The organism is Comamonas testosteroni TK102, assembly GCF_000739375.1.
Lineage (GTDB): Bacteria > Pseudomonadota > Gammaproteobacteria > Burkholderiales > Burkholderiaceae_C > Comamonas > Comamonas brasiliensis.
Genome location: NZ_CP006704.1, coordinates 2,315,730 through 2,338,212, shown reverse-complemented (window position 1 = coordinate 2,338,212; position 22,483 = coordinate 2,315,730). Strand labels below are relative to the sequence as shown.

At 63.0% G+C, this 22,483-nt stretch carries 19 protein-coding genes; 3 read left to right on the top strand and 16 right to left on the bottom strand.

What is annotated here, in order from left to right:
* Positions 1 to 185 precede the first annotated feature (185 nt).
* The 6 genes from tadA to O987_RS10610 all read right to left on the bottom strand — a co-directional run bounded on the left by tadA (position 186) and on the right by O987_RS10610 (position 5,933).
* Positions 186 to 1,574 (bottom strand): tRNA adenosine(34) deaminase TadA, encoded by a 1,389-nt coding sequence (gene tadA, locus O987_RS10635; protein WP_043372108.1) that lies wholly within the window; start codon positions 1,572 to 1,574, stop codon positions 186 to 188.
* 60 nt (positions 1,575 to 1,634) lie between these two features.
* A complete protein-coding gene (locus tag O987_RS10630) occupies positions 1,635 to 2,822 on the bottom strand; it encodes a branched-chain amino acid ABC transporter substrate-binding protein (protein WP_043372106.1) in 1,188 nt (395 codons plus the stop codon).
* 465 nt (positions 2,823 to 3,287) lie between these two features.
* Complete coding sequence (locus O987_RS10625) at positions 3,288 to 4,199, bottom strand: ADP-ribosylglycohydrolase family protein (protein WP_043372104.1); 912 nt, start codon at positions 4,197 to 4,199, stop codon at positions 3,288 to 3,290.
* Complete coding sequence (locus O987_RS10620; RefSeq protein ID WP_003056442.1) at positions 4,196 to 4,765, bottom strand: NADAR family protein; 570 nt, start codon at positions 4,763 to 4,765, stop codon at positions 4,196 to 4,198. Before O987_RS10620 ends, O987_RS10625 begins: the two co-directional genes overlap by 4 nt.
* Entirely contained in the window at positions 4,762 to 5,385 is a 624-nt protein-coding gene (locus O987_RS10615; protein ID WP_043372102.1) for an HAD family hydrolase, read from the bottom strand. The genes O987_RS10620 and O987_RS10615 overlap by 4 nt, the downstream gene beginning before the upstream one ends.
* The gene (locus tag O987_RS10610; RefSeq protein ID WP_043372100.1) at positions 5,382 to 5,933 is read right to left on the bottom strand and encodes an RNA 2'-phosphotransferase; all 552 of its coding nucleotides are present in this window, start codon (positions 5,931 to 5,933) and stop codon (positions 5,382 to 5,384) included. Before O987_RS10610 ends, O987_RS10615 begins: the two co-directional genes overlap by 4 nt.
* A gap of 170 nt (positions 5,934 to 6,103) precedes the next feature.
* Here O987_RS10610 and O987_RS10605 point away from each other — a divergent pair, with 170 nt between their 5' ends.
* Both O987_RS10605 and O987_RS10600 read left to right on the top strand, forming a co-directional pair.
* The gene (locus O987_RS10605) at positions 6,104 to 6,838 is read left to right on the top strand and encodes an NUDIX hydrolase (protein ID WP_043372097.1); all 735 of its coding nucleotides are present in this window, start codon (positions 6,104 to 6,106) and stop codon (positions 6,836 to 6,838) included.
* A 59-nt stretch (positions 6,839 to 6,897) separates the two neighbouring features.
* Complete coding sequence (locus O987_RS10600) at positions 6,898 to 8,904, top strand: peptidase U32 family protein (protein ID WP_043372095.1); 2,007 nt, start codon at positions 6,898 to 6,900, stop codon at positions 8,902 to 8,904.
* A 259-nt stretch (positions 8,905 to 9,163) separates the two neighbouring features.
* Here the strand turns inward: O987_RS10600 and O987_RS10595 are convergent, their stop codons facing one another.
* The 3 genes from O987_RS10595 to O987_RS10585 all read right to left on the bottom strand — a co-directional run bounded on the left by O987_RS10595 (position 9,164) and on the right by O987_RS10585 (position 12,389).
* Positions 9,164 to 10,105, bottom strand: coding sequence for an alpha/beta hydrolase (locus tag O987_RS10595; protein WP_003056447.1), 942 nt, complete (start codon positions 10,103 to 10,105; stop codon positions 9,164 to 9,166).
* A gap of 61 nt (positions 10,106 to 10,166) precedes the next feature.
* Positions 10,167 to 11,630, bottom strand: a complete 1,464-nt coding sequence (locus tag O987_RS10590; protein ID WP_043372093.1) for a flavin-containing monooxygenase — start codon at positions 11,628 to 11,630, stop codon at positions 10,167 to 10,169.
* 9 nt (positions 11,631 to 11,639) lie between these two features.
* Positions 11,640 to 12,389, bottom strand: coding sequence for an SDR family NAD(P)-dependent oxidoreductase (locus O987_RS10585; RefSeq protein ID WP_043372091.1), 750 nt, complete (start codon positions 12,387 to 12,389; stop codon positions 11,640 to 11,642).
* A gap of 309 nt (positions 12,390 to 12,698) precedes the next feature.
* On the opposite strand from O987_RS10585, the gene O987_RS10580 reads away from it, so the two are divergent.
* Positions 12,699 to 13,496, top strand: coding sequence for an SDR family oxidoreductase (locus O987_RS10580; RefSeq protein WP_043372089.1), 798 nt, complete (start codon positions 12,699 to 12,701; stop codon positions 13,494 to 13,496).
* A 54-nt stretch (positions 13,497 to 13,550) separates the two neighbouring features.
* Here the strand turns inward: O987_RS10580 and O987_RS10575 are convergent, their stop codons facing one another.
* The 7 genes from O987_RS10575 to O987_RS10545 form a co-directional block, all read right to left on the bottom strand.
* On the bottom strand, positions 13,551 to 15,140 hold the full coding sequence (locus O987_RS10575; RefSeq protein WP_043372087.1) for a class I adenylate-forming enzyme family protein: 1,590 nt from the start codon (positions 15,138 to 15,140) through the stop codon (positions 13,551 to 13,553).
* A gap of 63 nt (positions 15,141 to 15,203) precedes the next feature.
* Positions 15,204 to 16,007, bottom strand: coding sequence for an SDR family oxidoreductase (locus O987_RS10570; RefSeq protein WP_043372085.1), 804 nt, complete (start codon positions 16,005 to 16,007; stop codon positions 15,204 to 15,206).
* A complete protein-coding gene (locus O987_RS10565; protein ID WP_043372083.1) occupies positions 16,004 to 17,545 on the bottom strand; it encodes a class I adenylate-forming enzyme family protein in 1,542 nt (513 codons plus the stop codon). Before O987_RS10565 ends, O987_RS10570 begins: the two co-directional genes overlap by 4 nt.
* Positions 17,546 to 17,563: 18 nt before the next feature.
* Positions 17,564 to 18,430 (bottom strand): 3-keto-5-aminohexanoate cleavage protein, encoded by an 867-nt coding sequence (locus O987_RS10560; RefSeq protein WP_043372081.1) that lies wholly within the window; start codon positions 18,428 to 18,430, stop codon positions 17,564 to 17,566.
* A 102-nt stretch (positions 18,431 to 18,532) separates the two neighbouring features.
* Positions 18,533 to 19,675, bottom strand: coding sequence for an acyl-CoA dehydrogenase family protein (locus O987_RS10555; RefSeq protein ID WP_003056459.1), 1,143 nt, complete (start codon positions 19,673 to 19,675; stop codon positions 18,533 to 18,535).
* Entirely contained in the window at positions 19,672 to 21,645 is a 1,974-nt protein-coding gene (locus O987_RS10550; protein ID WP_003056460.1) for an acetyl/propionyl/methylcrotonyl-CoA carboxylase subunit alpha, read from the bottom strand. Before O987_RS10550 ends, O987_RS10555 begins: the two co-directional genes overlap by 4 nt.
* Complete coding sequence (locus O987_RS10545; protein ID WP_043372079.1) at positions 21,642 to 22,475, bottom strand: enoyl-CoA hydratase/isomerase family protein; 834 nt, start codon at positions 22,473 to 22,475, stop codon at positions 21,642 to 21,644. Before O987_RS10545 ends, O987_RS10550 begins: the two co-directional genes overlap by 4 nt.
* Positions 22,476 to 22,483: the final 8 nt, after the last annotated feature.

Sequence of the window (22,483 nt, the reverse complement as noted above, 5' to 3'; positions counted from 1 at the left end):
CTTTTCATGCGGCCACCGGCCGCATGCTCCGTGAAAAGTGGGTGAATCCGCAGATTCAGAAGTTCATACGACTTACGCAAAACAGGTTCAGGCCGGGCGACCGCCTCAGAAGGCGAGCCCTTGTTGCATTCTTGTTTGCATAAGTCCTGGTTCAGATGCTTGCTCCGCCGGTCTGGCCGATCAGGCTACGGCGCAAAGTATTCCACAGCCGCTGCACCGCCGCCCTGCCATGCTGCAGGAACCGGAGCGTCAGGCCGGGTTTGCCGCCAGACCCCGGCCTGTGCCGCCAGTTGCGGCACGGCCTGCAGCCAGGCTGCCTGCCATTGCGCGGCAGACACGGGCTGCTGGGCGGCAACGGGCTGCAGCCACAGTCTGCCGGCCTGCGCCCATTGCTGCAGCAGATCGGCGGGCGGCGCCGCCAGCTCGGTCTGCAGGCGCGGCCAGGCCTTGAGTGCGGCCCGGTGGCCGGGCTGCGCAAACGGGGCATTCCAGGCGCGCGCCTCTTCAGGCCCTTGGGCATCCACGGCCTTGTGCGGCCCTTCCAGTCCTGCCATGGCCCTGGCCACATCCCAGGCCGGCTTGCGTGCGGCCTGCTCAAACCATTGCTGACGCTGCTGCGGCTGCGTGTTCAGCGGCCAGGTATCGATAAGCCACGCGCCGGCAAAGCGCTCGGGCAGGGCTTGCGCTGCGGCCAGACCCAGGCGGCCGCCATCGCCCTGCCCGACCAGTACCAGCCGCCGCAGGTCGAGCGCTTCGATCAGCTCGGCGATGATCTGCCAATGCCATGGAGCGCTGTGCTGCTTGTCTTTCTTGGGCTGGTCGCTGCGGCCGAACCCCGGCAGATCGGGCACCACCACACGATGACCGGCGGCCAGCAGATCGGGCAGCAGATGCCGGAAGCCATAGCCCCAGCCCGGGCTGCCATGCAGACACAGCCAGGTCAGCACGGCATCCTCGGGCCCTTCATCGACCACGGCCAGACGCAGGCCCTGCAGCGCCAGCAGATTGCTGTGCCACTGCGGCTGCCAGGGCCAGGCGGGCAGGTCGGCAAACGCCTCATCGGCGTTGCGCAGTGCCCAGTCCCTGAGCGGGTGCGGCTGCTGAGCTTTTTTTTCCTGGCGTCGCAGCTGGAAGAACTCCGCCATCAGTGCCGAGCATTGCGCGGCCAGCACGCCGCGCAGTACCCGTGTCTGGTGATTGATGGTGGAGTAACCGAAGACATCGAGCACCGATCCCGCCGCACCGGTCCTGGGCTCGGCCGCACCATAGACCACGGCGTCCACACGCGCATGCAGCATGGCGCCGCTGCACATGGTGCAAGGCTCCAGCGTCACATACAGCGTGCAGCCTTCGAGCCGGTAATTGCCGAGGGTCCGTGCCGCCTCACGCAAGGCCAGCACCTCGGCATGGGCCGTAGGGTCCTGGGCCGAAAGCGGGCTGTTATGGCCACGGCCTATGACCTGCCCGTCCTTGACGACCACGGCCCCCACCGGCACCTCGCCGCAGGCGGCGGCGCAGCGTGCCTGCTCCAGCGCCTGGCGCATGAAGTGTTCGTGGGAAGCATCAAGATTCATAGCTCTAAGCGCCTGACAGACAAGGGCAGGATGACAATTGCTTAAAAAGACCAGTGCTGCTCAATGGCCGCTGATCACCAGTTCCTTGCGCTCGCCGGAGTCATAGCCGTAGAGCGTGACGCGCGGATTCTGCAACTCGCCCTGCGAATCAAAGGCAATCGTGCCCGTCACCCCGTCGTGGCGGGTCTGGCGCAGGCGCGGCAGATACGCCTCAGCCTGGGCCGAATCGGCGCTCAGCATGGCCTTGGCCAGCACCATGGTCGCGTCATACGCGTAAGGGCTATAGACCTGATACTGGCCGGGAAAATGCTGGTCGTATTTCTGCTTCCAGTGCAGACCACCGGGCATATTGCCCAGGGAGCTGCCGCTCATCACGCAAACCACGTTCTTGAGTGCCGGCACCTTGTCGGCCATGGCAGGCAGACGCTCGGAACATTGCGCATCGCCGCCCAGGAACTTCACCTGATTCATGGCCAGCTGCGACATCTGGCGCAGCATGAGTCCGGCCTGTGCATCGAGCCCGCCGAAGAAGATCGCATCGGGTTTGCGGCCTTTGATGGCGGTGAGTATGGACGAGAACTGAGTGGCCTTGTCGCTGGTGTACTGCTTGTCGACGATCTGCACATCGCGCTCGGCCGCTGCGGCTTCAAACAGCTTGACGATGCCCTGTCCATACGCCGTGCGATCGTCCACGATCGCGATGCGTTTGACGCCCTGGTGCTTGACGGCATAGTCCAGCAAGGCATTGACCATGGCCCGGTCATTGGCAATGACGCGGAAGGTGTCGTCATAGCCGGCCTCGGTAATTGCGGGATTGGTGGCTGCAGGGGTGATATTGGGAATACCGCAGTCGTTGTAGATCTTGGCCGCCGGCAAGGTCGTGCCCGACTGAAGATGGCCCACCACGGCCGCCACCTTCTTGTCGCAGAAGCGGCGTGCCAGCGCCGTGGCCTGGCCGGGATCGCCCGCATCGTCGCCGGCCTCCAGCTTCCACTGCACCGGGCGACCACCCAGCTGCAGCTTGCGGGCATTGAGCTCGTCAATCGCCATGCGCACGCCGTTCTCCTCATCCTTGCCCAGGGCTGCGATGGGACCCGAAACCGGGCCGCCGTGGGCGATGCGCACCACCAGAGGCTTTTCCGCATCCGCCGCATGAGCGGACGACAGGGACACGGCGGCCAGCGCCAGGCTCAGGGCAGACGAGGTGCGAACACGGCGGCTCTGGGCCGAGCGATCAGTCATGGACATGCTTTCTCCTAGATGAAGCGGAAGGCTGTGGCATGCAAGCCTACGCCAGACCGGAACCTGATGCGTGTCGGCAAACCTTGCATACCACGTCAATGTGCAACCGAAGGGCAGTCCCTGGAGTGGAAGGGAAGGCTGCAGAGCTGGATCTGGCTCGGGTCTGCTGGCGCTGGGCACAGACTCCGGTTGCTGACGATAGGGCTGCTGAACCTGGCGGCATCGCTCGCGCACCGCCACTTTGTCAGCGCTGTGATTGTGCCCCGTTGAAGGGGATGGCGCCTGCCGCACCGGATTTTCCTGGCCGCAGAACAAGCTTTTTCATCCCCCTCCCAAGACGGGCAGCAGCACCAAAACGCGCAGACCCCGAACCGCTTTCGCGATCTGCGCCGGGGCGGCCTGGGCCGGTTCGCGGAATCTCGCGATCCGCATGCGTCAACCAGGCCCCGCAGCGTTTGCCACCAGGGGCCCTCAGCCAGCCAGCACCTGATTGAGCACATAAACAGACTGCGCCAGCGCGCGAATCTCGGTCTGCTGATGCAGTCTTTCCAGCCAGTGTGCAGGAATGCCGCTGCGGCCCCAGAACGCTCCCGCAATCTGGCCGGCAATGGCCGCAGTGGTGTCGGCATCGTCTCCCAGATTGGCCGCCTCCAGCACGGCGGCTTCAAAGCTCCCGTGCCGGTCGAAACACCACAAGGCGGCCTCCAGACTGTGCACCACATAGCCCGAGCTCTGGATCTGCTCGCGGCTTTTGCTGCGCCAGCTGCCTTGCGCAATCTCGGCGATGCGCGGGCTGCCAAACGGCAGCGCGGCCAGATCCAGCACCTGCGCCTTGTTGGCACCCAGCAGGGCACGGCTCAATGCCACGGCAAACAGACGGCAGGCATCCAGGCACTCCGCAGCGGCATGCGTGGTACGAGAACTCAGCGCCGCCATCTCCTGCACTCTTTGTTCATCGTAGGCATACGCCATGGCCACCGGAGCCAGCCGCATCAGCGAGCCATTGCCGGCGCTGCGCGCATCCTCACTGCCCGCGAGCGCATTGCCGGCACGCAGGTACTGCTGTATTGCCTCGCGCGTTGCCATGCCGATATCAAAGCATTGACCGGTGGAACTCCAGTAGCCCCACTGATACCAGTTGGCATAGCGCGTCATCTGGTCCCTGGGATCGCAATCGCTTTTGACGACCAGGCTCTCGGCCAGGCACAAAGCCATGGACGTGTCATCCGTCCATTGTCCGGCCCTCAGCGAAAACGGCCCGCCCCCCACCATATCGGTCAGCGGTGCGAAGCTGCCGCGCACCCGAAACTCCAGTGTCGTGCCCACGGCATCGCCGCAAGCCAGCCCCAGCAGAGCACCTTCAAAACGGTTCAGCCTACTCATTGCTCGGCTCTCAACTGCGTGCGCGCGGCCATCAGCGCAAAACCCAGCAGGTTCTGTCCATGCCATTTGCGCGGCTGCTCGGCGTCGGGATGGGTAGCGCCCAGGCCGATGCCCCAGATGCGGTCGCGCGGACTGGCCTCGACCAGCACACGCTCGCCGGTTCTCAGCAGAAACTCCCCCATGGCCGGGTTCTGGGTGAATTTGGCGACATTGGCACTCACCACGATGTCGAAGCACTCCGCCTTCCAGCGTGCCTCGTCGAAATTGCGCACGCTGCGCCCAATCTGCTTGGCACTGGCCGGAGACGGCGCAGCCAGCACCTGCGCGCGCGCCTCTTCATCCCCAAACAGCCGCGCCTTGCCTGCCATCATGAAATGCTCCGCCGTGGCAAAGCGATCCCCCTCGACAGTGAATGGAGCAGAAAACCACTGGCTCAGACAGCCTTTGCCCACTGAGCCATTCCTTTCAGCCTGATGGCCCCAGAAACAAAGGTATTTGGGACGGTAGCCCTGGTCGAGCTGGGCCACCAGATCGGCTACGGATCGAATTTCGTAATCTCGGTTCATGTCTGTTCTTCTTGATATTGGTTGAGCCACCAACGGGAAAAGTCCGCCAAAGTGGCGTGAGTGGAGTCAACAGCCTGCAGACCCGGCCCCGTACTGGGTGACCCGCCTTGCTCGCGCAGCACCAGCGCCTTGTGAATCCGGGCATCCACGCCGTCGAAATACGGCAGAAAGTCATCGACAAATGCCAGAGGCTGCAACTGCGCCAGGGCTTGTGCCTTGGGGCTGGGACCTGGAGCGGCGCGGCCGCTGGTGGCGATCACACGCGAGATCGGAAAACCCAGCCGCCGCAGATTGACCTGCCTTGCCTCGGCGAACTGCGGCTGAATTGCCGACACGCAGACCAGCTCATAACCGGCAGCGCACAGCTGCTCGCAAGCCTGGAGCGCACCTGCAATCGAGGGAATGCTTGACCAGAACTGCGCATCAAGGCTGGCACGAAAGCGGCTCAGAGCCTCGCCCTGCAGGCTGGCGACACCCCATCGCTCCATGGCCCAGTAGGCGTCAGGCTGCTTCAATACAGGCCGCTCGCCAAATACCCGCTCCCAGGCCGAGGCATATGCGAGGTTGTAGTCCAGCAGCACGCCATCTGCGTCGAGAGCTATGATTCTTGAAGTTTTCATGACGGCAGCTTCAGCAGATACCGGACCGGGACGACATCGGTCAGCCAGACACCGTTGTCGGAGCGGTAGAACACATGGCCCTCGCCCTGCATGCGCGCGGCATCCACCTGCAGCAGGGCCAGCTTGCCGTGGCGACTGCCGACCTGAGCGGCCACTTCCACGCTGTCGGACAGATGGACATGGTGACGTGACTGCCGGTTAAGGCCCTCATGAAAAATCGCATCCAGAAAACGCGTGGCCGTGCCGTGGTAGAGCACTGCCGGAGGACTGCTGGCCTCAAGGCCCAGTTCTACCTTGATGGAGTGGCCCTGGTTGGCGCGTATGCGCTTGCCATCCGCGCTGAAGGAATAGCGCTGCTTGTTGTTGTCCGCCACGATGCGCTGCAGCTCCTCCAGACGCGTCGGCCGGCCAGAGCGCGCCAGGCAGGCCAGCAGTTCATCGGTCCGGGCCCAGCCCGCCTCGTCGAGCGTGAGCCCTATGGTCTCGGGACTATGCCTGAGCACCAGGCTGAGGAACTTGCTGCGCGCGGTGGTGTTTTGGTCTTTCATTTTCTTGTTCTCTTTTTCTCTTTGTTCCAGGCGGCCTGCCTGGCGCTCGACAGGTGCTTTCGCTAACTGGACAGCCAGGGCCCTGCCCTGTTCTCTCTCCATAAGTTGCATTGAGCAACTTATGCAAGTTGTACAATACAACCCATCCTTCATCCCGTCAAGCCTGATTCATGAGCGTTACACCGCGTCACTCCAAGCCAGCGCCGGACTTTCCTCGCCCCTACACCACGGTGGATGTGGTGATCTTCACGATTGCGCAAGACCGCTTGAATGTATTGCTGGTACAACGCCCAGGTCACGACGATGATCCATTTCCCGGCCTCTGGGCCTTGCCCGGCGGATTTGTGAACGTGCAACTGGATGCCGATCTGCAGGCCTGCGCCGCGCGCAAGCTCAAGGAGAAGACGGGTGTGGACAGTCCCTATCTGGAGCAGCTCGGCAGCTGGGGCAGCGCCCTGCGCGATCCCCGTGGCTGGTCGGCCACCCATGTTTACTTTGCGTTGATTCCCGCCCATGAGCTGCAGCTGACCAAAGGCGCCAATGCGGCCGATGTGGCATGGTTCGAGGTGGACGAGCTGCTGCACCGGCCCGCACTGGCGTTCGACCATGGCAGCATCTTGCAGACGGCGGTTGAACGTCTTCGCAGCAAGGTCGAATACACCTCGCTGCCCGCTTTCTTGCTGAGCGAGCCTTTTACCCTGCCCCAGCTGCAGCAAGTCTATGAAACCGTGCTGGGACGCAGCGTGGACAAGAGCGGCTTTCGCACCCGCATGCTGGCAGCGAACTTCCTGCTCGAGGCCGGACATGTGGAAGGTACATCGAACCGTCCCGCCATGGGCTACCGGCTGGCGGACCGCAGCGGACCCGTGGTTTTCCCACGAACCTTCAGCCCACGCGGCCATTGAACGAGGCGATTACCCACCGCTGTGCCGAAACCGGAGCTTGCTGAGATAATCCTGCCCCTATGTCTCTCCTGCCCCACCAGCTCGAACTCCTGTCCCCGGCGCGTGATGCCGATATCGGCATCGAAGCCGTCAATCATGGCGCGGACGCCGTCTATATCGGCGGCCCGGCCTTTGGCGCGCGCGCGACGGCAGGCAATGACATCCGCGACCTGGAGCGGCTGATCAAGCATGCCCACCGCTTCGGCAGCCGCATCTTCATCACGCTCAACACCATCTTGCGCGACGATGAGCTGCAAGGCGCGCGCGATATGGCCTGGCAGATCTACAACGCCGGAGCCGATGCACTGATCATCCAGGACATGGGTCTGCTGGAGCTGGACCTGCCACCCATCCAGCTGCACGCGTCCACCCAGACCGATATCCGCACGCCCGAAAAGGGCCGCTTTCTGCAGGACGCCGGTCTGTCGCAGATCGTGCTGGCGCGCGAGCTGGACCTCAAGCAGATTGCCGCCGTGCGCGCCGCGACAGACCCGAGCCGCACCACCATCGAGTACTTTGTGCATGGCGCACTGTGCGTGGCCTATTCGGGCCAGTGCTTCATCAGCCATGCCCATACGGGGCGCAGCGCCAATCGCGGCGACTGCAACCAGGCCTGCCGCCTGCCCTATGAGGTGATGGACGCCAGCGGCCGCATCATCGCGCATGAAAAGCATGTGCTGTCCATGAAGGACAACAACCAAAGCGACAACCTGCGTGCGCTGATCGATGCCGGCGTGCGCAGCTTCAAGATCGAGGGCCGCTACAAGGACATGGGCTATGTGAAGAACATCACGGCCCATTACCGCAAGCTGCTCGACGAAATCATCGAAGAGCGCGAGTTCTCCGATCAGCCGCTGGCGCGCTCGTCGTCAGGCCGCACCACCTTTTCGTTCGAACCCGATCCGGACCAGAATTTCAACCGCGAGTTCACCGACTACTTCGTCAACGGCCGCAAGGATGACATCGGCGCCTTCGACACGCCCAAGACGCCGGGTCGTGCCATCGGCTGGGTGACCCAGGTCGGCGACAAATGGTTCGAGATCGAGGCCAGCGACAAGGCCACCGAGCTGCACAACGGCGACGGCCTGTGCTACTACGATCTGCAAAAGGAACTGGTGGGCGTGCACATCAACCGTGCCGAATGCGTGAGTACCAAAAAAGGCATCTGGCGTGTCTTCCCCAAGAACGAGATTGCCGAGTTCAAGGACCTGCGCAAGGGCCTGGAAATCAACCGCAACCGCGATATGGACTGGGTGCGCACACTGGATAAGAAGTCCAGCGAACGCCGCATCGGTCTGTGGGCCGAGTTCAAGGAAACCGCTTCAGGCTTCGCGCTGACGCTGACCGATGAGGACGGCTTTGTCGGCTCGGCCGTCATTGACCAGGAACACCAGAGCGCTACCGATGCCGCAAAGGCCCAGGTCTCTCTGCGCGAGCAACTGGGACGCTTTGGCGCCACGGTTTTCGAGGTGAACGATATTTCGCTGAGCCTGGGCCAGCCCTGGTTTGTCCCGGCATCGGTGCTCAACCAGCTGCGCCGCGATGCCGTTGCCGCATTGGAGCAGGCCCGCGCCGACGGCTTTGTGCGCCTGCCCCGCGCCAAGCCTGTGGAGCCACCCGTGCCTTTCCCTGAAGACACGCTGACCTATCTGGCCAATGTCTACAACCAGAAGGCCCACGACTTCTATGTCAAACATGGCGTGAAGATCATCGACGCCGCCTACGAGAGCAAGGAAGAGGAAGGCGAAGTCTCGCTGATGATCACCAAGCACTGCGTGCGCTTCTCGATGAGCCTGTGCCCCAAGCAGGCCAAGGGCGTGATCGGCGTCAAGGGCACCATCAAGGCCGAGCCGCTGCAGCTGATCAACGGCAAGGAAAAGCTCACGCTACGTTTTGACTGCAAGCCCTGCGAAATGCATGTGGTGGGCAAGATGAAGAAATCGGTGCTCAACCAGCATGCCAGGGAAATGAAGGAGTCACCCATGCAGTTCTATCGCACGCGCCCCACACCTCAGCAGCCTTCCTGAGCGCGCGCCAATCCCCCAAAAAGGCCCGCCACCGGCAATGGTTGGCGGGCTTTTTTACAGATGCAGAACCACTGGTGAAAACCCTTGGTTTAATCCCTTCAAGCAAATCGTCTATTTTTTAGGCAATCCGTGCAAAGCACCATCTGGCGCGGGTTTCAGGGCCTGAAAGCATAGTTTTCCACAAGAGCGTCCACATGATGCGGGGATAAAAACTGAGGCTTCCACCACACACAACTGTATGCATTAACAGTTGCAAGAATCAGGACCGGACACGCGCCAAGGTCTCGACCGGGGACAGCTTTGCACAAGCCTCTTCGAGCAGCCTTGCCACCGCCGGCACCAGGGTGCTGAAACTGGCAAACCCATGCAACATGCCTTGCGCACGCAAGCAGGCAACGGGCACGCCGGCCTGCTGCAGACGCTGGCCAAAAGCCTCGCCCTCGTCGCGCAATATGTCCAGCTCCGCCGTCACCAGCACTGCGGCAGGCAGGCCCGCGACATCGGGGTACTGCATGATGGAGGCCAGGGGATGCGCCGGCATGGCAGGGTGATAGTGCTGCCACATCGCGGCCATGGCTTCGGTGGTGAGAAACGGCATCTGCCCGTATAGCGCATGCGATGGCGCATTCATATGCGCATCGCAGACCGGATAGAACAGCAGTTGCCGGGCTATGCCTTTCCAGCCCTCCTCCTTCGCGCGCAGACAGGTGGCGACGGCCAGATTGCCCCCCGCGCTGTCACCCGCCACCATCAACTGCCGCGCATCGCAATGCAGCTCGGCCGCATGCAGTGCCACCCAGCGCGTGGCGGCATAGGCATCGTCCAGCGCGGCAGGGAAGACATGCTCGGGAGCCAGGCGGTAGTCGACCGACACCAGATTCATGCCGGTCAGGCGCGCCAGATGGCGGCACAGATTGTCATGCGTGTCCAGCGTGCCTATGCACCAGCCGCCGCCGTGGAAATAGACCATGACCGGCGCCGCCTCTGCGGAGCCGGGACGGTACAGGCGCAGCTTCAGCGGCTGGCCATCGCCGCCGGGAATGTCGATCTCGCGCACCTCATGCATGGGCAGGTCGGCAGGCGGGAAAGCCATGTGGTCCATGAGCTTGCGGATTTCGGGCACCGGAGTGGTCACGAAATCCATGGATGGAGCATCCTTGAACTGCTCCAGCACGGCTGCCATTTCGGGGTGTATCGGCATAGGGACTCCTTGAAGTTGATGGAGCGCGCCCGCTCGGTTCTGGCCGGGCGCAAGGTGGCAGTCAGGCCGCCAGCTCTTCGGTCTGGTGATGGATGTAGTCCTGCCACACCGGCTTGCTCATTTCCTGCCTGAAGCGCGACTGCGACCAAGGCCAGGTGTTGGGCACCCCGTTTCGGTCCAGGTACCAGCTGCTGCAGCCCGAGCCGAAGACCGAGCCTTTGGCGGCCTCCAGGCGCTCACGGTCGTACTGCGCCAGTGCTTCGGGCCTGGCCGATAGCCCTGCCACACCCGCTTGCTCGCCGCGTTCTATCAGCTGCGAGATATAGCCCCACTGCATTTCCGAGGTATCGATCAGCGAGAAATTGCCCACGGGAGAGGTCGGCCCGTTCATGAAGTAGAAGTTGGGAAAGCCAGGCACCGAGATGGACTTGTAGGCCGTGGGCACATCGCTCCAGGCATGCTCCAGCGTCGCAGCGTTCAGACCTTTCACATGCATGGGGCGCACATAGCGGTCGGTCTTGAATCCCGTTGCCAGCACGATGATGTCCACCTCGTGCAACACCCCGTCGCTGGTTCGCACGCCGCTTTTCTCGACCTGGGCGATAGCTTCGGTAATCAGCTCGGAATCCGGCTGCTGGATCGCCTGGTAATAGTCGGGCGAGTAAATCAGACGCTTGCAACCAGCACGGTAATGGGGCTGCAGTTTTTGCCGCAAGGCGGCATCGGTCACCGAAGCATCGAGGTTGTCCTGGCAGATTTTCTGGATTTCCTGGATCTGCTCCGAATCCGGATCCAGCACCCCTTCGGTAAAACGCTCCACATTGGCCATATAGGTGGGTTCGCGCTGCAGATAAACCAGCAGATCGCGGTTGCTGCGGAATTCGGCACGCTGCTCTTCGCTGAAAGCTGGATTCTCGACCGGGAAGATCCATTGGGCAGTGCGCTGAAAATGCCGTACCTTGGCACGCGATGCGAGTGCCGAGACGATTTGCACGCCTGTCGATCCGGTGCCGATGATGGCGATCCTCTTGCCGTCCAGCGGTATCGAATGATCCCAGCGCGCACTGTGGATCAGGTTCCCCCCAAATTCCTCCAGCCCCTTGATTTGCGGATAGTTGGGGTGGTGCAGCACACCTGTGGCGGCAACCACCACCTTGCCCTGGTATTGCTTGCCATGCTGATCCTGCAGCGTCCAGGCCTCGCCCGTCCATTCGGCACGCGTGACCTCGGTATCGAACTGCGAAAAATCGACAATGCCGTATTTCCGGAAAACACCTTCGAAATACTGCTGAATCTCGGCTCCGGGCGGAAGCACCCTGGACCATTCGGGATTGGGCTCGAAAGAATAGGTATAGGCGTGCGATGGCACATCGCAAGTCAAACCTGGATAGGTATTATCTCTCCAGGTTCCGCCCAATGTTTTCGCCTTTTCCAGAATAATGAATTTCTTTCCACTATTCTTCAGATGAATGCCTGCCAGAATACCGGACATTCCGCAGCCAATCACAATGACATCATATTTCATTGGAAATCCTTAAATAGCAATGACCTTGGCTGCGGAAAACCCGCCATCCACCGGGAGATTGACCCCGGTAATAAATGAAGACATATCGGAAAGCAAAAATGCCACGGCATTGCCGACCTCTTGCGACTTGCCCGCCCGCTTGAGCAAATGCATGGCCTCGAAAGCCTGGCCCACGGGCTGCTCATCGAGCATGATGGTCATGGGCGTATGGATATAGCCGGGGCTGATGCTGTTGACCCGCACGCCGCAGGGACCGAGCTCCGCGGCCAGACTGCGCACCATCTGGATCACCGCCCCCTTGGAGGTGCAATAGGCCAGATTGCTCGGGTTGCCCAGCATGCCGTTGATGCTGGCGATGGCGACGATGGAGCCCTGGCGTCGCTGTTTCATGTGGCTGGCCACGGCACGGGCACTGAGCATGGTCCCCGTCAGATTGACCTGCAGCACCTGCTCCCACTCCTGCAGCGCCATGTTCTCCAGATCGCCGACACGCGAGATGCCAGCCGAAGTCACCAGCCCGTCAATCTGCCCATAGCGATCCAGCATGGAAGCCACCAGCTCATGGGTCAGCTTCTCGCTGCTCACGTCGAGCCTGCGAAATTCGCAGCCCTGCGGCAGATCCTGGCTTTGCTGCAGATCGGCACACACCACCCTGGCGCCGCTGGCGGCCAAAGCCTGGGCAGTGGCCAGGCCGATGCCCGACGCGCCGCCCGTGACCAGGATCACTTTGTCTTTCAAACCACTGATGAATGGATTCATTTCAAGCCTCAATACTGACTGACCGCCACCACTTGGCGATGAGGATTGAGATTCTTGGTTCTTTCCAGATTCAAATCACTCTGAATTTTCCTCTTTACAAAAACAGTTTGTGTTTACAGTCCCTGGTGAAAACCATTAATCCATTTGGACGTACTGTGCCCGGTCTTTTTATATGTCAAGCAGGTTTTTTCAGTGACCCAATCAATATGGACTGTAAACACCACCAATAACTGTCAAGCGGGAATGCGCGGGAAATATCTACAAGCCGGCAATGCTTTAATCCACTCCTATTTATCCAATGAGGAAATCATGAAAGTTGCTGTCATCACCGGCGCAGCCAGTGGAATTGGTGCAGGCCTTGCCAAAAAAGCCGTCGCCCTTGGAATGCAGGTCGTGGTTGCCGACCGCGACCAGGCGGGTCTTGAGAAAGTCGTGCTGGAGTTGGGAGATCAGGCATTGGCCGTGGTCACCGATGTCACCAGTCAGGCATCGCTGGATGCATTGGCCGACAAGGCCTATGCCGCTTTCGGTCAGGTCGATCTGCTGTTCAACAACGCAGGAGTGCTGAGCACCGGCAATAGCTGGGAAATCAGCGATGCCAGGTGGCAGCAGGCCTGGCAGGTCAATGTCAACGGCATCGTCAACGGCCTGCGCGCTTTTGTACCGCGCCTGCTCAAGGCAGAGCGGCCGGCCCGCATCATCAACACGGCATCGGTGGGCGGCTTTCTACCCAGCGCCATGATGACGCCCTACTCTGCCACCAAGTTTGCGGTGGTCGCGCTGACCGAAGGCCTGGCCGGCGAACTCGCGGCCATCAATCCGCAGATCAAGGTCTCGCTGCTGGCGCCTGGCCCCGTCAAGACCGCCATCTTCCGGGAAGCACCTGATGCAGCGTCGGCGCAGTTTCACGGCATGATGACCCATATGCTCGATGAAAACGGACTGGACACCGACGAGTTTGCCAAGCGCGTCTTTGCAGCCATCGAGCGCGGTGAATACTGGATCGTGCCCCAGCCCGAGATGCTGGACCCGCTGCTCAAGGCACGCAACAAGCTCATCGAAACCCGCGCCGACCCGGTCCTGAGCTGGGCGCGCGAGACCGCGTGAAACCAGGGCCGGCCTTGCCCGGCCCTGACAGCCCATGCAGTGAGAGGCCAGAGATCAGGTGCCCCACAATTCCCTGGCCAGTTGCTCGAACTGGCGGCGCATCACGTTCTTCTGCACCTTGCCCGTGGCCGTGGACGGAAAGGCCTCCACGAAATGCACCAGCTTGGGCATCTCGAACCCGCTGAGGTGATGGCGGCAATGGGCCAGAATCGACTCCGAGTCCACCTGCGCCCCCGGCTTGCGCAAGACAAAGGCACAGACCGCCTCGCTCCAGTGGGGATGCGGCAGGCCGAACACGGCAGCGGCCGCCACTTCCGGGTGAGCCAGCACCACAGCTTCGACCTTCACGCTGGCGACGTTTTCACCGCCGGTCTTGATCATGTCCTTCTTGCGGTCGATGAACTCCATGCGGCCCTGCGCGTCCCACATGCCCAGGTCGCCGGTATGGTGCCAGCCGAACTTCTGCGCCTCGGCCGTCGCCTTGGGGTCCTTGAAATAGCCCAGCATGGCATTGGGGCCGCGATGCACGATCTCGCCGATCTGGCCCGGTCCGAGCAGATTGCCACCGTCATCCATGACGGCGGTCTCGCAAGTACTGAGGGAACGCCCCCAGAAATTGGCATCGCATTCGACATTGAGCAGGGGGTGGAAAGTCATGGTGGCCGGATAGATCTCGGTCTGCCCCGTGGCCAGGGAAATATTGCGGCACATGCGCTGCGCAATCTGGGCGATCAGGGGTTTGGGAATGGGCGCCATGGCATAGATGCATTGCCGTATGGTGGTCGGCGCAAAACCCGGATCCGCCAGTACCGCCGCATACATCAGGGGCAGGCCGACAAAGATCGTCACACCCTCCTTGATGACCAACTGTCCCACCTCGGCAGGCACGAACTGCCGCGTCAGCACGGTGCAGGCGCCTGTCGCCAGCGCGGTCTGTACCAGCGCATGCTGAGCGCAGTGGAACAGGGGAAGCCAGCCGCTGAGCACATCGGCCTCGTCATATTTCATCTCGTCGATATTGCCCTTGACCGCCGCATAGACAGAGAGATGGGAATGCACCACGCCCTTGGGATTGCCCGTGGTGCCGCTGGTGTACATGAGCAAGGCGGCCTGGTTGTCGTCGATATCGACCTCGGGCAAGGTATCGGCCTGACCTGCCTCTGCCTGCGCCAGAGACAGGCCAGACAGCCCTTGCTGCACTTGCGGCTGTTGCACGCGCGCAATGATCAGAGGCAGTTGCAGCTGCTGCAAAAGCTCGGCCAGTCCTGGCAGGGCCAGCAACTCCTGATCGACCACTACTGCCGACACCTCTGCATGCCGCAGGATGTAGTCGATGCTCGATAACTCCAGCTTGATATTGACGGGCACCCACACCTGCCCTGCTTTGTGAATGGCGTTGCAGGCCACCACCATGTCTATGGAATTGGCGCACAGCATGCCTATCTGCTTGCCAGGCCCCAGCGTTGACAGCAGATAGTGCGCGAAACGCGAACTTCGCGCATCCAGCTCGGCATAGCTGATGCGTTCGGTGCCATCGACCAGCGCCGTACGGCTGCCGAACTTGCGCGCCGTGCGGTAGAGCAGATCACCCAGCGCAATGCGCCGGATGCGCCGTGCCTCCTTCGTCAGACTCATCTCGATCATGGTTTGTCTCCTTGATAGTGTGCAACCCGGAACCCATAACCCACGCTTTTTCTTGTTGTGTCTCTAAGCCTGCTTCGGCATTGCCATGGCGGCGGCGGCAACCATGGGCGAGAGCTGGCCCTGCGCCCCGCCGTCACAGGCAATGACCGTGCCGGAGATATAGCTGGCAGCATCGCTGCCCAGAAACATGGCCAGCTGGGCAATATCTGCAGTCGTTCCCATGCGCCCCAGCGGCACCATGGCGCGCACCAACGCATCCCCCTCGGCACCTTGCGGGGCCAGGCGGCGCATGCCTTCCGTGCCCTCGATGGGTCCGGGCGAAATGGCATTCACACGAATGCCCTTGGCGCCCCACTCCAGCGCCAGCACACGCGCCAGATGGTCCACTCCAGCCTTGGCGGCACAGACATGGGCCTGATACATCATGGGCACGGTGGACTGCGGTGCGGTGATGAAGATCAGGCTCGCCCCGGGCTGGCGCAGATGCGCCAGAGCCTGACGCGCGACATGAAAGCTGCCCAGCAGATCGATGTCCACCACCACCTTGAAGGCGTTGGACGACATCTGCTCCGCAGGGGCGAGGAAGTTGCCGGCTGCGCCAGACACCAACACGTCGACCGGCCCATGGCAGGCCACGGCCTGCGCCAGCGCCGCGCCCACCGCCAGCTCATCGCGCACGTCGGCCACCACGCCGAAGGCCTGAGCGCCCAGCGTCGCCAGGGCTGCATCCACATTGGTCTGCTTGCGGCTGACGACCGATACCCTGGCCCCGGCCATCGCGTAGTTTTGGGCAATGCCCAGGTTGATGCCGGTAGTGCCGCCAAACACCATCACGTGGCGGCCCGAAAAGTCGAATTGCACATTCATGGAAGGCACTCCTCTGCACGCAGCAAGGCTTTCTGGATCTTTCCTGCCGGGGTCAGCGGCAGCTCGGCGCGAAACACCAGCTGGCGCGGCAGCTTGTAGTCCGCCAGTTGCCGGCGGCAATGCGCGAGCAGCGCCTCCTCGTTCACGCTGGCTCCGGGCCTGGTGACGATGTAGTAGCGCCCCACCTCTCCCAGCAAAGGGTCCGGCACGCCGATGCCGGCCACCATCAGCACGCCCGCATGACTGGCAATCACGCCCTCCACCTCGCTGGGATAGACGTTGAAGCCGCCCTGTATGAACATGTCCTTTTGCCGTCCCTTGAGGTGGATCAAGCCCTGCTCATCGACCAGTCCCAGATCACCCGAATGCAGCCAGCCGCCGGCAAATACCTCTTCGTTCTGCTGCTGCCCCACATAGGCAGGAATCACCCCGGCACCGCGAAACCAAAGCTCACCCACCTCTCCGGCCCGCAGCTCCTCACCATCGGCCCCGGCCACGCGCAGCTGCGCCCCTTGCAGCGGCTTGCCTATGCTGTGAAGCAGGGCTTGCTGATCTGCCTGCCAGGGCGTCATCGCGATGGCACCCGAAGTCTCGGACAGACCGTAGAGATTCATGATGCTCACGCCCGCAAACTGCTGCTGCAGCCGCTGCAGCAGCACTGGCTCCACATTCGAGCCGCCCACCACGATCAGGCGCAGCCGGCTCATGTCCACCTCGGCCAGAAGCGGATGCATGAGCAGCAGCGTCAGCATGGTCGGCACGCCCACCAGCCAGGTCGGAGGGTGCTTTTGCGCCATCCTCAGCAAGGCTTCGGGGCTGAACATGGGCACCAGCTCGCAGCAGCCGCCCGCCAGCAGCATGGTCAGCACCCCGCAGGTAATGCCGCCCACATGGTTGAGCGGCATGGCCAGCTGCACCACATCGTCCGCCGCAGCCCTCACATGCGCATGCTGCGCCAGCGCCGAGCCCAGCTGGGAGCGGTGCGTCAGCCCTGCGGCCTTGGGCCTGCCTGTGGTGCCCGAGGTGTAGATGATCATCAGCAGGTCATCCGGTGCAGGGCCGGGGCCTGCAGGCGGGACTTTTGCGCCGGACTTCAGCGGCTGCTCGAATCCTTCATCCACCCACAGCAGATGCTCCAGCACCGCAAGACGCTGACGGGCCTGCGCCAGATAGCTCTGGTAGTCGAAGCCGGCAAACTCGCGCGGTGCAAGCACGGCCTTGACCTGGCTGTCCTGCAGCATGAAGTCCAGCTCGGCATCGCGGTATCGGACGCTGAGGCCCACCACGACCAGCCCCGTCTTCGCCGCAGCCAGATAGCTCAGCACCCAGGGCAGACCATTGGGCAGAATGATGCCGATGCGATCACCGTGCCGCAGACCCAGCGAGGACAGATGAGCAACCCAGGCGCCGGCCATCACATCCACCCGCTGCCAGCTGTAGCTGCGCCCCTGGTCGATGTAGGCGGTCCTGCCTGGGTGCGCGGCCACGGTCTGCGCCACTGCCTGGGCCACGGTCCGGGGAGGAGTACAAGCGTTCATCTGCAAGCTCTCCACGATTCATGCTGCAAGATGCAGCATCTGCCTGGCTTCCCTGGGAGTGGCGACTTCACGCCCCACATCACGCGCATAGTGCGCCAGCTGCTCGATCAGCGGAGCGTTGGATGCTACCTTGCTGCCGTCCGGCAGATAGAAAGTGTCCTCCAGCCCGCTGCGCAGATGTCCGCCGAGCTCGGCCGTGCGCAGATGGGTGGGCCAGATTTCGCTGCGCCCGATCAGCGTGGTCTGCCAGGGCGCATCCTTGATCTTGAGCTTGAGCAGAATGGGCAGCAGATCGGGATCGGCCGGCATGCCCGACTCCACCCCCATCACGAAGTTGTATTCAGGCAGGCCCTGATACATGCCGGTTTCCACATACATGCCCACGCAGCGCACGATGCCCACGTCAAAGCACTCGAACTCGGGCAGCGTGTGGGTCTCGGCCATCACATCCAGAAAGTCCTGCACCTTGGCGGGCTGATTGTCGAACAGCATGGGCGGCCAGGCCCAGCTTCCGTCGCTGCGGGTTTTGAGATAGTTGAGCGAGCCCGCATTGCAGGCCGCCATCTCGGGTCGCGTGGCACGCAGACAGTCCAGCGGCCCCTGGTAATCGGGGCCAACCACGCCGGTGGTCTGATTGATGATCAGCTCAGGGCAGGCTGCACGCATGGCATCCACGCAGGCCCTGGCCACTGCCGGGTCCCAGCTGGGCAGATGCCCCTTGCCCTCTTCCTGGCGCCTGAAGTGCACATGCACCACGGACGCGCCAGCGTCATAGGCTCGGCGTGCTTCCTGCGCCAGCTGCTCTGGCGTCACCGGCACATGATGCTGATTCGGGTCGGTCAGCACCCCGGTAATGGAACAGGTAATAATGGCTTTATTGGACATATTGCTCCTTCAATAGAAGCTGAAAACGCCTTAGAAATAAGCGTTTCAGGCTGATTTCGCTCAAATTCCCCGACAACGACGACTGCCGCTGCGACAGCCGCGCTAGATACGCCACTGGCGCGCGGCAAGCTCTTTCATGATTTCCTCGGTGCCGCCGCCAATCGTCAGCACCTTGACTTCGCGGTAAATGCGCTCGCTCAGCGTGCCGCGCATAAAGCCCATGCCGCCCAAAATCTGCACCGCCGTGTCGGCGCAGAACTGCATGGTCTGGGTGGCGTGGTTCTTGAGCACACAGACCTCGCCCACCCAGTCCGCCCCGCTATCGCCGCCGTCGGCACCTGCGCAGACTGCGTTGATCCAGGCTTCGGTGCTGCGCAGGCGCTGCTGCATGTCCACCAGCTTGTGCCGTATGACCTGATGCTGATTGAGCGTCACGCCAAAAGTCTGGCGCTGCTGCGCCCAGGCCAGCGCCTCGTCATAGCAGGCCTGGGCAAAGCCCAGCGCAGCGCAGGCAATGCCCAGGCGCTCGCCGTTGAAGTTGTGCATGATGGCGCGAAAGCCCTCGCCCTCGACCCCGAGCAGATGACTGGCTGGCACGCGCACGCCTTCAAAGAACAGATGGGCCGTGTCCGAGCATTGCCAGCCCATCTTGTGCAGCGGGCTGCGTCTGAGCCCTGCGCTGTCCCCGGGCACCAGGATCAGGGAGATGCCGCAAGCACCTCTCTCCTCGCCCGTGCGCACCGCTACCGTGATCCAGTCGGCACGCATGCCCGAGGTAATGAAGGTCTTCTCGCCCTCGATCACATACTCGTCGCCCTCGCGCCTGGCCCTGGTGCGCAGTGCTGCCACGTCCGATCCACCGCCGGGTTCGGTAATCGCCAGCGCCGCGATCTTGCGGCCTGCCAGCACCTCGGGCACCACCTGCTGCTTGAGCACATCGCTGCCCAGAGCCACCACGGGCGGCAGGCCGATGTTGTGCGACAACAAGCTGGCCAGCACGCCGCCGCTGCCGCCGTGGCGGCACAGTGCCAGCCACAGGGCGGCACGCAGGCTGTGCGTGGCCGCGGTACCGCCGAGCTCCTCGGGGTAGCCGATGCCCAGCAGCCCCAGCTCGGCGGCCTGGCGATAGAGCTGGCGCGGGAACTCGCCGGCCTCGTCCCAGGCCGTGACATGGGGAGCGATGTGCTCGCGCGCGAAGCGGCGCACCAGGTCATAGAGCATTTCGCGTTCGGCGGCATCCGTCATGTGGGTCCTCCAGGCATGGGCAGCAGTTTCAGCAGAACCTGGCCCGGCGCCACCTGCTGGCCGGCATGGACCAGCACGGCCTCCACCCGGCAGTCGGCCCTCACGCTCAGGCTGTGCTCCAGCTTCATGGACTCAATGACCACGACCACATCGCCGGCCTTCAGCACCTGCCCGTCCTGCACGCCCAGTTGCACCACCCGGCCGTTGAACGGGGCGCGCAGCTCTGCGGTCTGGCCCACTGCCGCTGCATTCTCCGGTGGGGCATAGCTTGCATCTTCGACCCACCAGTCCACGTCGCCTGCCTGCAGATGCCAGCGCGCCCCGCCCTGCCCGGCGGGCAGCTCCACGGCCTGCACGGTCTGGCTCAGGCCCGCCGATCTCGCTCGCCAGCCATGGGCCAGCAACGCGTCGACCTGCAACAACGCAGGCTCGGCGCCGTGCCGCTGCAGCAACCAGCTGTCTTCGGTCTCGGGCCTCAGCACCAGCTCCTGCGTCCGCCCCCGGTGCTGCAGCTTGCGCAACTGGGCATAGCTGCAGGCCAGCGGCCCAGGCCTTTGGCCCACGGCGCACAACGCTCCCCAGTGCTGGTGTGCCAGGACTTCCTTGTCCCGCAGCAGCTGCTGCAAGCGTGGCGCATCGCTCGCCAGATAGGAGATCAGTGCCTGGCCCCGCCTGAACACCTCGTCGTTCAGGCACTCAATCAGAAAGGCGCGATTGGTCGGCAAGCCCAGCACCGAGAGGCTGCCCAGCGCATGAATCAGCCGGTCGATGGCTTGCTCTCGCGTTGGCGCATGGACGATCAGCTTGCCCAGCATGGCGTCGTAATAAGGAGTGACCTCGCTGCCGGTGTGCAACGCATGGTCAAAGCGCAGCGGCGCGCTGCTGAAGACGGCGGCCTCGGGTGCCGAGAAATGCCGCACCACGCCGGTATGGGGTTGAAAGCTTTCGTCTTCGGCGCACAGCCGCACTTCGATGGCATGGCCGTCGAGACGAACCTGCTGCTGCGTCAGCGGCAAGGCTTCGCCGCACGCCACGCGAATCTGCCATTCGACCAGATCAAGGCCCGTCAGTGCCTCGGTCACAGGATGCTCGACCTGCAGTCTGGTATTCATCTCCATCAGATAGAACTGCCGGCCTTCGACCAGGAATTCCACCGTACCTGCCCCCACATAACCTGCGGCCTTGGCCAGGGCCACGGCGCAGTTGCCCATGTGCTCGCGCTGCTCCGCATTGACGGCCGGACTGGGGGCTTCCTCGATGATCTTCTGGTGGCGGCGCTGAACCGAGCAATCGCGCTCCCCCAGATGAATCACATGGCCGTGCCCGTCGGCAAACACCTGCACTTCCACATGACGCGGGTGCATGACGGCACGCTCCACCAGCAAGTCACCATTGCCGAAGCCAGCCAGGGCTTCGGAACGTGCGCTGTTCAGAGCGGCATGCAGCTGCTGGGCACTTTCCACCAGCCGCATGCCGCGCCCACCGCCACCGGCCACGGCCTTGACCATGACGGGGTAGCCAATCATGGCTGCTTCGTCGGCAAAGCGCGCATCGCTCTGGTCATCGCCTTCGTAGCCCGACAGACAGGGCACGCCATGGGCCTTGGCCAGTTGCTTGGCAGCGGCCTTGCTGCCGAGCTGGCGGATCGCGGCCGGCGGCGGGCCAATCCAGATCAGGCCCGCTTGCTGAACGGCCTCGGCAAAGCCGGCATCCTCGCTGAGAAATCCGTAGCCAGGGTGTACGGCATCGGCCCCTGTCGCCTTGGCCGCTGCCAGCAGCTTGTTCACGTCCAGATAGCTCTGTGCCGATGTCAGCCCACCCAGTGCATAGGCCTGCGTGGACTGTTGCACATGGAGGCTTTGCGCATCCGCATCCGAGTACACCGCCACGGTCTCTATGCCCATGCGCCTCGCCGTGGCCATGATGCGCAGCGCAATCTCGCCACGATTGGCAATCAAAATGCGCTTCATGATGTGCCTCCTGCCTTGCAGGTCCAGGGAGCGGGCTGCTTGCTGGAAAAGGCCTTGAGCCCTGCCCCCGCTTCAGCGCTGCGCAGCGCACTGGCAAAGGCCTGCGCGCCCTGGTTAAGCGATGCATCCAGACTTTGCCCCCCAATGGCTGCCAGCAGCTTTTTGGTGGCGGCCACCGCCTGTGGTGCGGCCTGGGCGCAGATCTCGAGCTGCTGCTGCAGCTGGCTCTGCCAGTGGACAGCGTCTGTGGCCTGGATCACGGCCTGAACCAGGCCTGCCTGCTGTGCCTGACTTGCGGTCCAGCGCTGGCCGCCCAGCAGCCATTGACGCGCCAAGCCGTCGCCCAGCCGGCGCAGCACAAAAGGCGCAATCTGCGCGGGCACAATGCCCAGCGTCACCTCGGGCGTGGCAAAGACGGCCTGCTGATCCGCTACCACCCGGTCGGCCACGCAGACCAGCCCCACACCGCCGCCCATGGCCGCCCCCTGCACGGCAGCGATCAGCAGCTGGGGCAGCTCTGCCAGTTGCTGCAGCAGCTGACCAAACTCGCGGTTGACCTGAACCAGCGGATCCTGCGCCCCCGCAGGCAGCGGCGAGCCTATGCTGCTGGCGAAGCCGCCCAGGCTGCCGCCCGCACAGAAATGCCCGCCGTTACCGCACAGCACCACCACGCGCAGCTGTGAATCCCTCTGCGCTCTGGCGGCGTGATCTCGCAAGGCCCGCACCAGCTCGTCGCTCAGCGCATTGCGGGTTTCCGGCGAGTTCAGACGCCACCATTCCACAAAGCCGTTGCCCAAGGGCAGGCGTTCGATTTCAAGCACCTGAGTCATGCGCCGCT

Bases quoted from the DNA above. Each gene is read 5' to 3' on its own strand.
- O987_RS10560 (WP_043372081.1), bottom strand. From the start codon at position 18,430: ATGTCCAATAAAGCCATTATTACCTGTTCCATTACCGGGGTGCTGACC.
- O987_RS10545 (WP_043372079.1), bottom strand. From the start codon at position 22,475: ATGACTCAGGTGCTTGAAATCGAACGCCTGCCCTTGGGCAACGGCTTT.
- O987_RS10580 (WP_043372089.1), top strand. From the start codon at position 12,699: ATGAAAGTTGCTGTCATCACCGGCGCAGCCAGTGGAATTGGTGCAGGC.
- O987_RS10595 (WP_003056447.1), bottom strand. From the start codon at position 10,105: ATGCCGATACACCCCGAAATGGCAGCCGTGCTGGAGCAGTTCAAGGAT.
- O987_RS10575 (WP_043372087.1), bottom strand. From the start codon at position 15,140: ATGATCGAGATGAGTCTGACGAAGGAGGCACGGCGCATCCGGCGCATT.
- O987_RS10565 (WP_043372083.1), bottom strand. From the start codon at position 17,545: ATGAACGCTTGTACTCCTCCCCGGACCGTGGCCCAGGCAGTGGCGCAG.
- O987_RS10620 (WP_003056442.1), bottom strand. From the start codon at position 4,765: ATGAACCGAGATTACGAAATTCGATCCGTAGCCGATCTGGTGGCCCAG.
- O987_RS10550 (WP_003056460.1), bottom strand. From the start codon at position 21,645: ATGAAGCGCATTTTGATTGCCAATCGTGGCGAGATTGCGCTGCGCATC.
- O987_RS10625 (WP_043372104.1), bottom strand. From the start codon at position 4,199: ATGAGTAGGCTGAACCGTTTTGAAGGTGCTCTGCTGGGGCTGGCTTGC.
- O987_RS10630 (WP_043372106.1), bottom strand. From the start codon at position 2,822: ATGTCCATGACTGATCGCTCGGCCCAGAGCCGCCGTGTTCGCACCTCG.
- O987_RS10610 (WP_043372100.1), bottom strand. From the start codon at position 5,933: ATGAAAGACCAAAACACCACCGCGCGCAGCAAGTTCCTCAGCCTGGTG.
- O987_RS10615 (WP_043372102.1), bottom strand. From the start codon at position 5,385: ATGAAAACTTCAAGAATCATAGCTCTCGACGCAGATGGCGTGCTGCTG.
- O987_RS10555 (WP_003056459.1), bottom strand. From the start codon at position 19,675: ATGACGGATGCCGCCGAACGCGAAATGCTCTATGACCTGGTGCGCCGC.
- O987_RS10585 (WP_043372091.1), bottom strand. From the start codon at position 12,389: ATGAATCCATTCATCAGTGGTTTGAAAGACAAAGTGATCCTGGTCACG.
- O987_RS10570 (WP_043372085.1), bottom strand. From the start codon at position 16,007: ATGAATGTGCAATTCGACTTTTCGGGCCGCCACGTGATGGTGTTTGGC.
- O987_RS10600 (WP_043372095.1), top strand. From the start codon at position 6,898: ATGTCTCTCCTGCCCCACCAGCTCGAACTCCTGTCCCCGGCGCGTGAT.
- tadA (WP_043372108.1), bottom strand. From the start codon at position 1,574: ATGAATCTTGATGCTTCCCACGAACACTTCATGCGCCAGGCGCTGGAG.
- O987_RS10605 (WP_043372097.1), top strand. From the start codon at position 6,104: ATGAGCGTTACACCGCGTCACTCCAAGCCAGCGCCGGACTTTCCTCGC.
- O987_RS10590 (WP_043372093.1), bottom strand. From the start codon at position 11,630: ATGAAATATGATGTCATTGTGATTGGCTGCGGAATGTCCGGTATTCTG.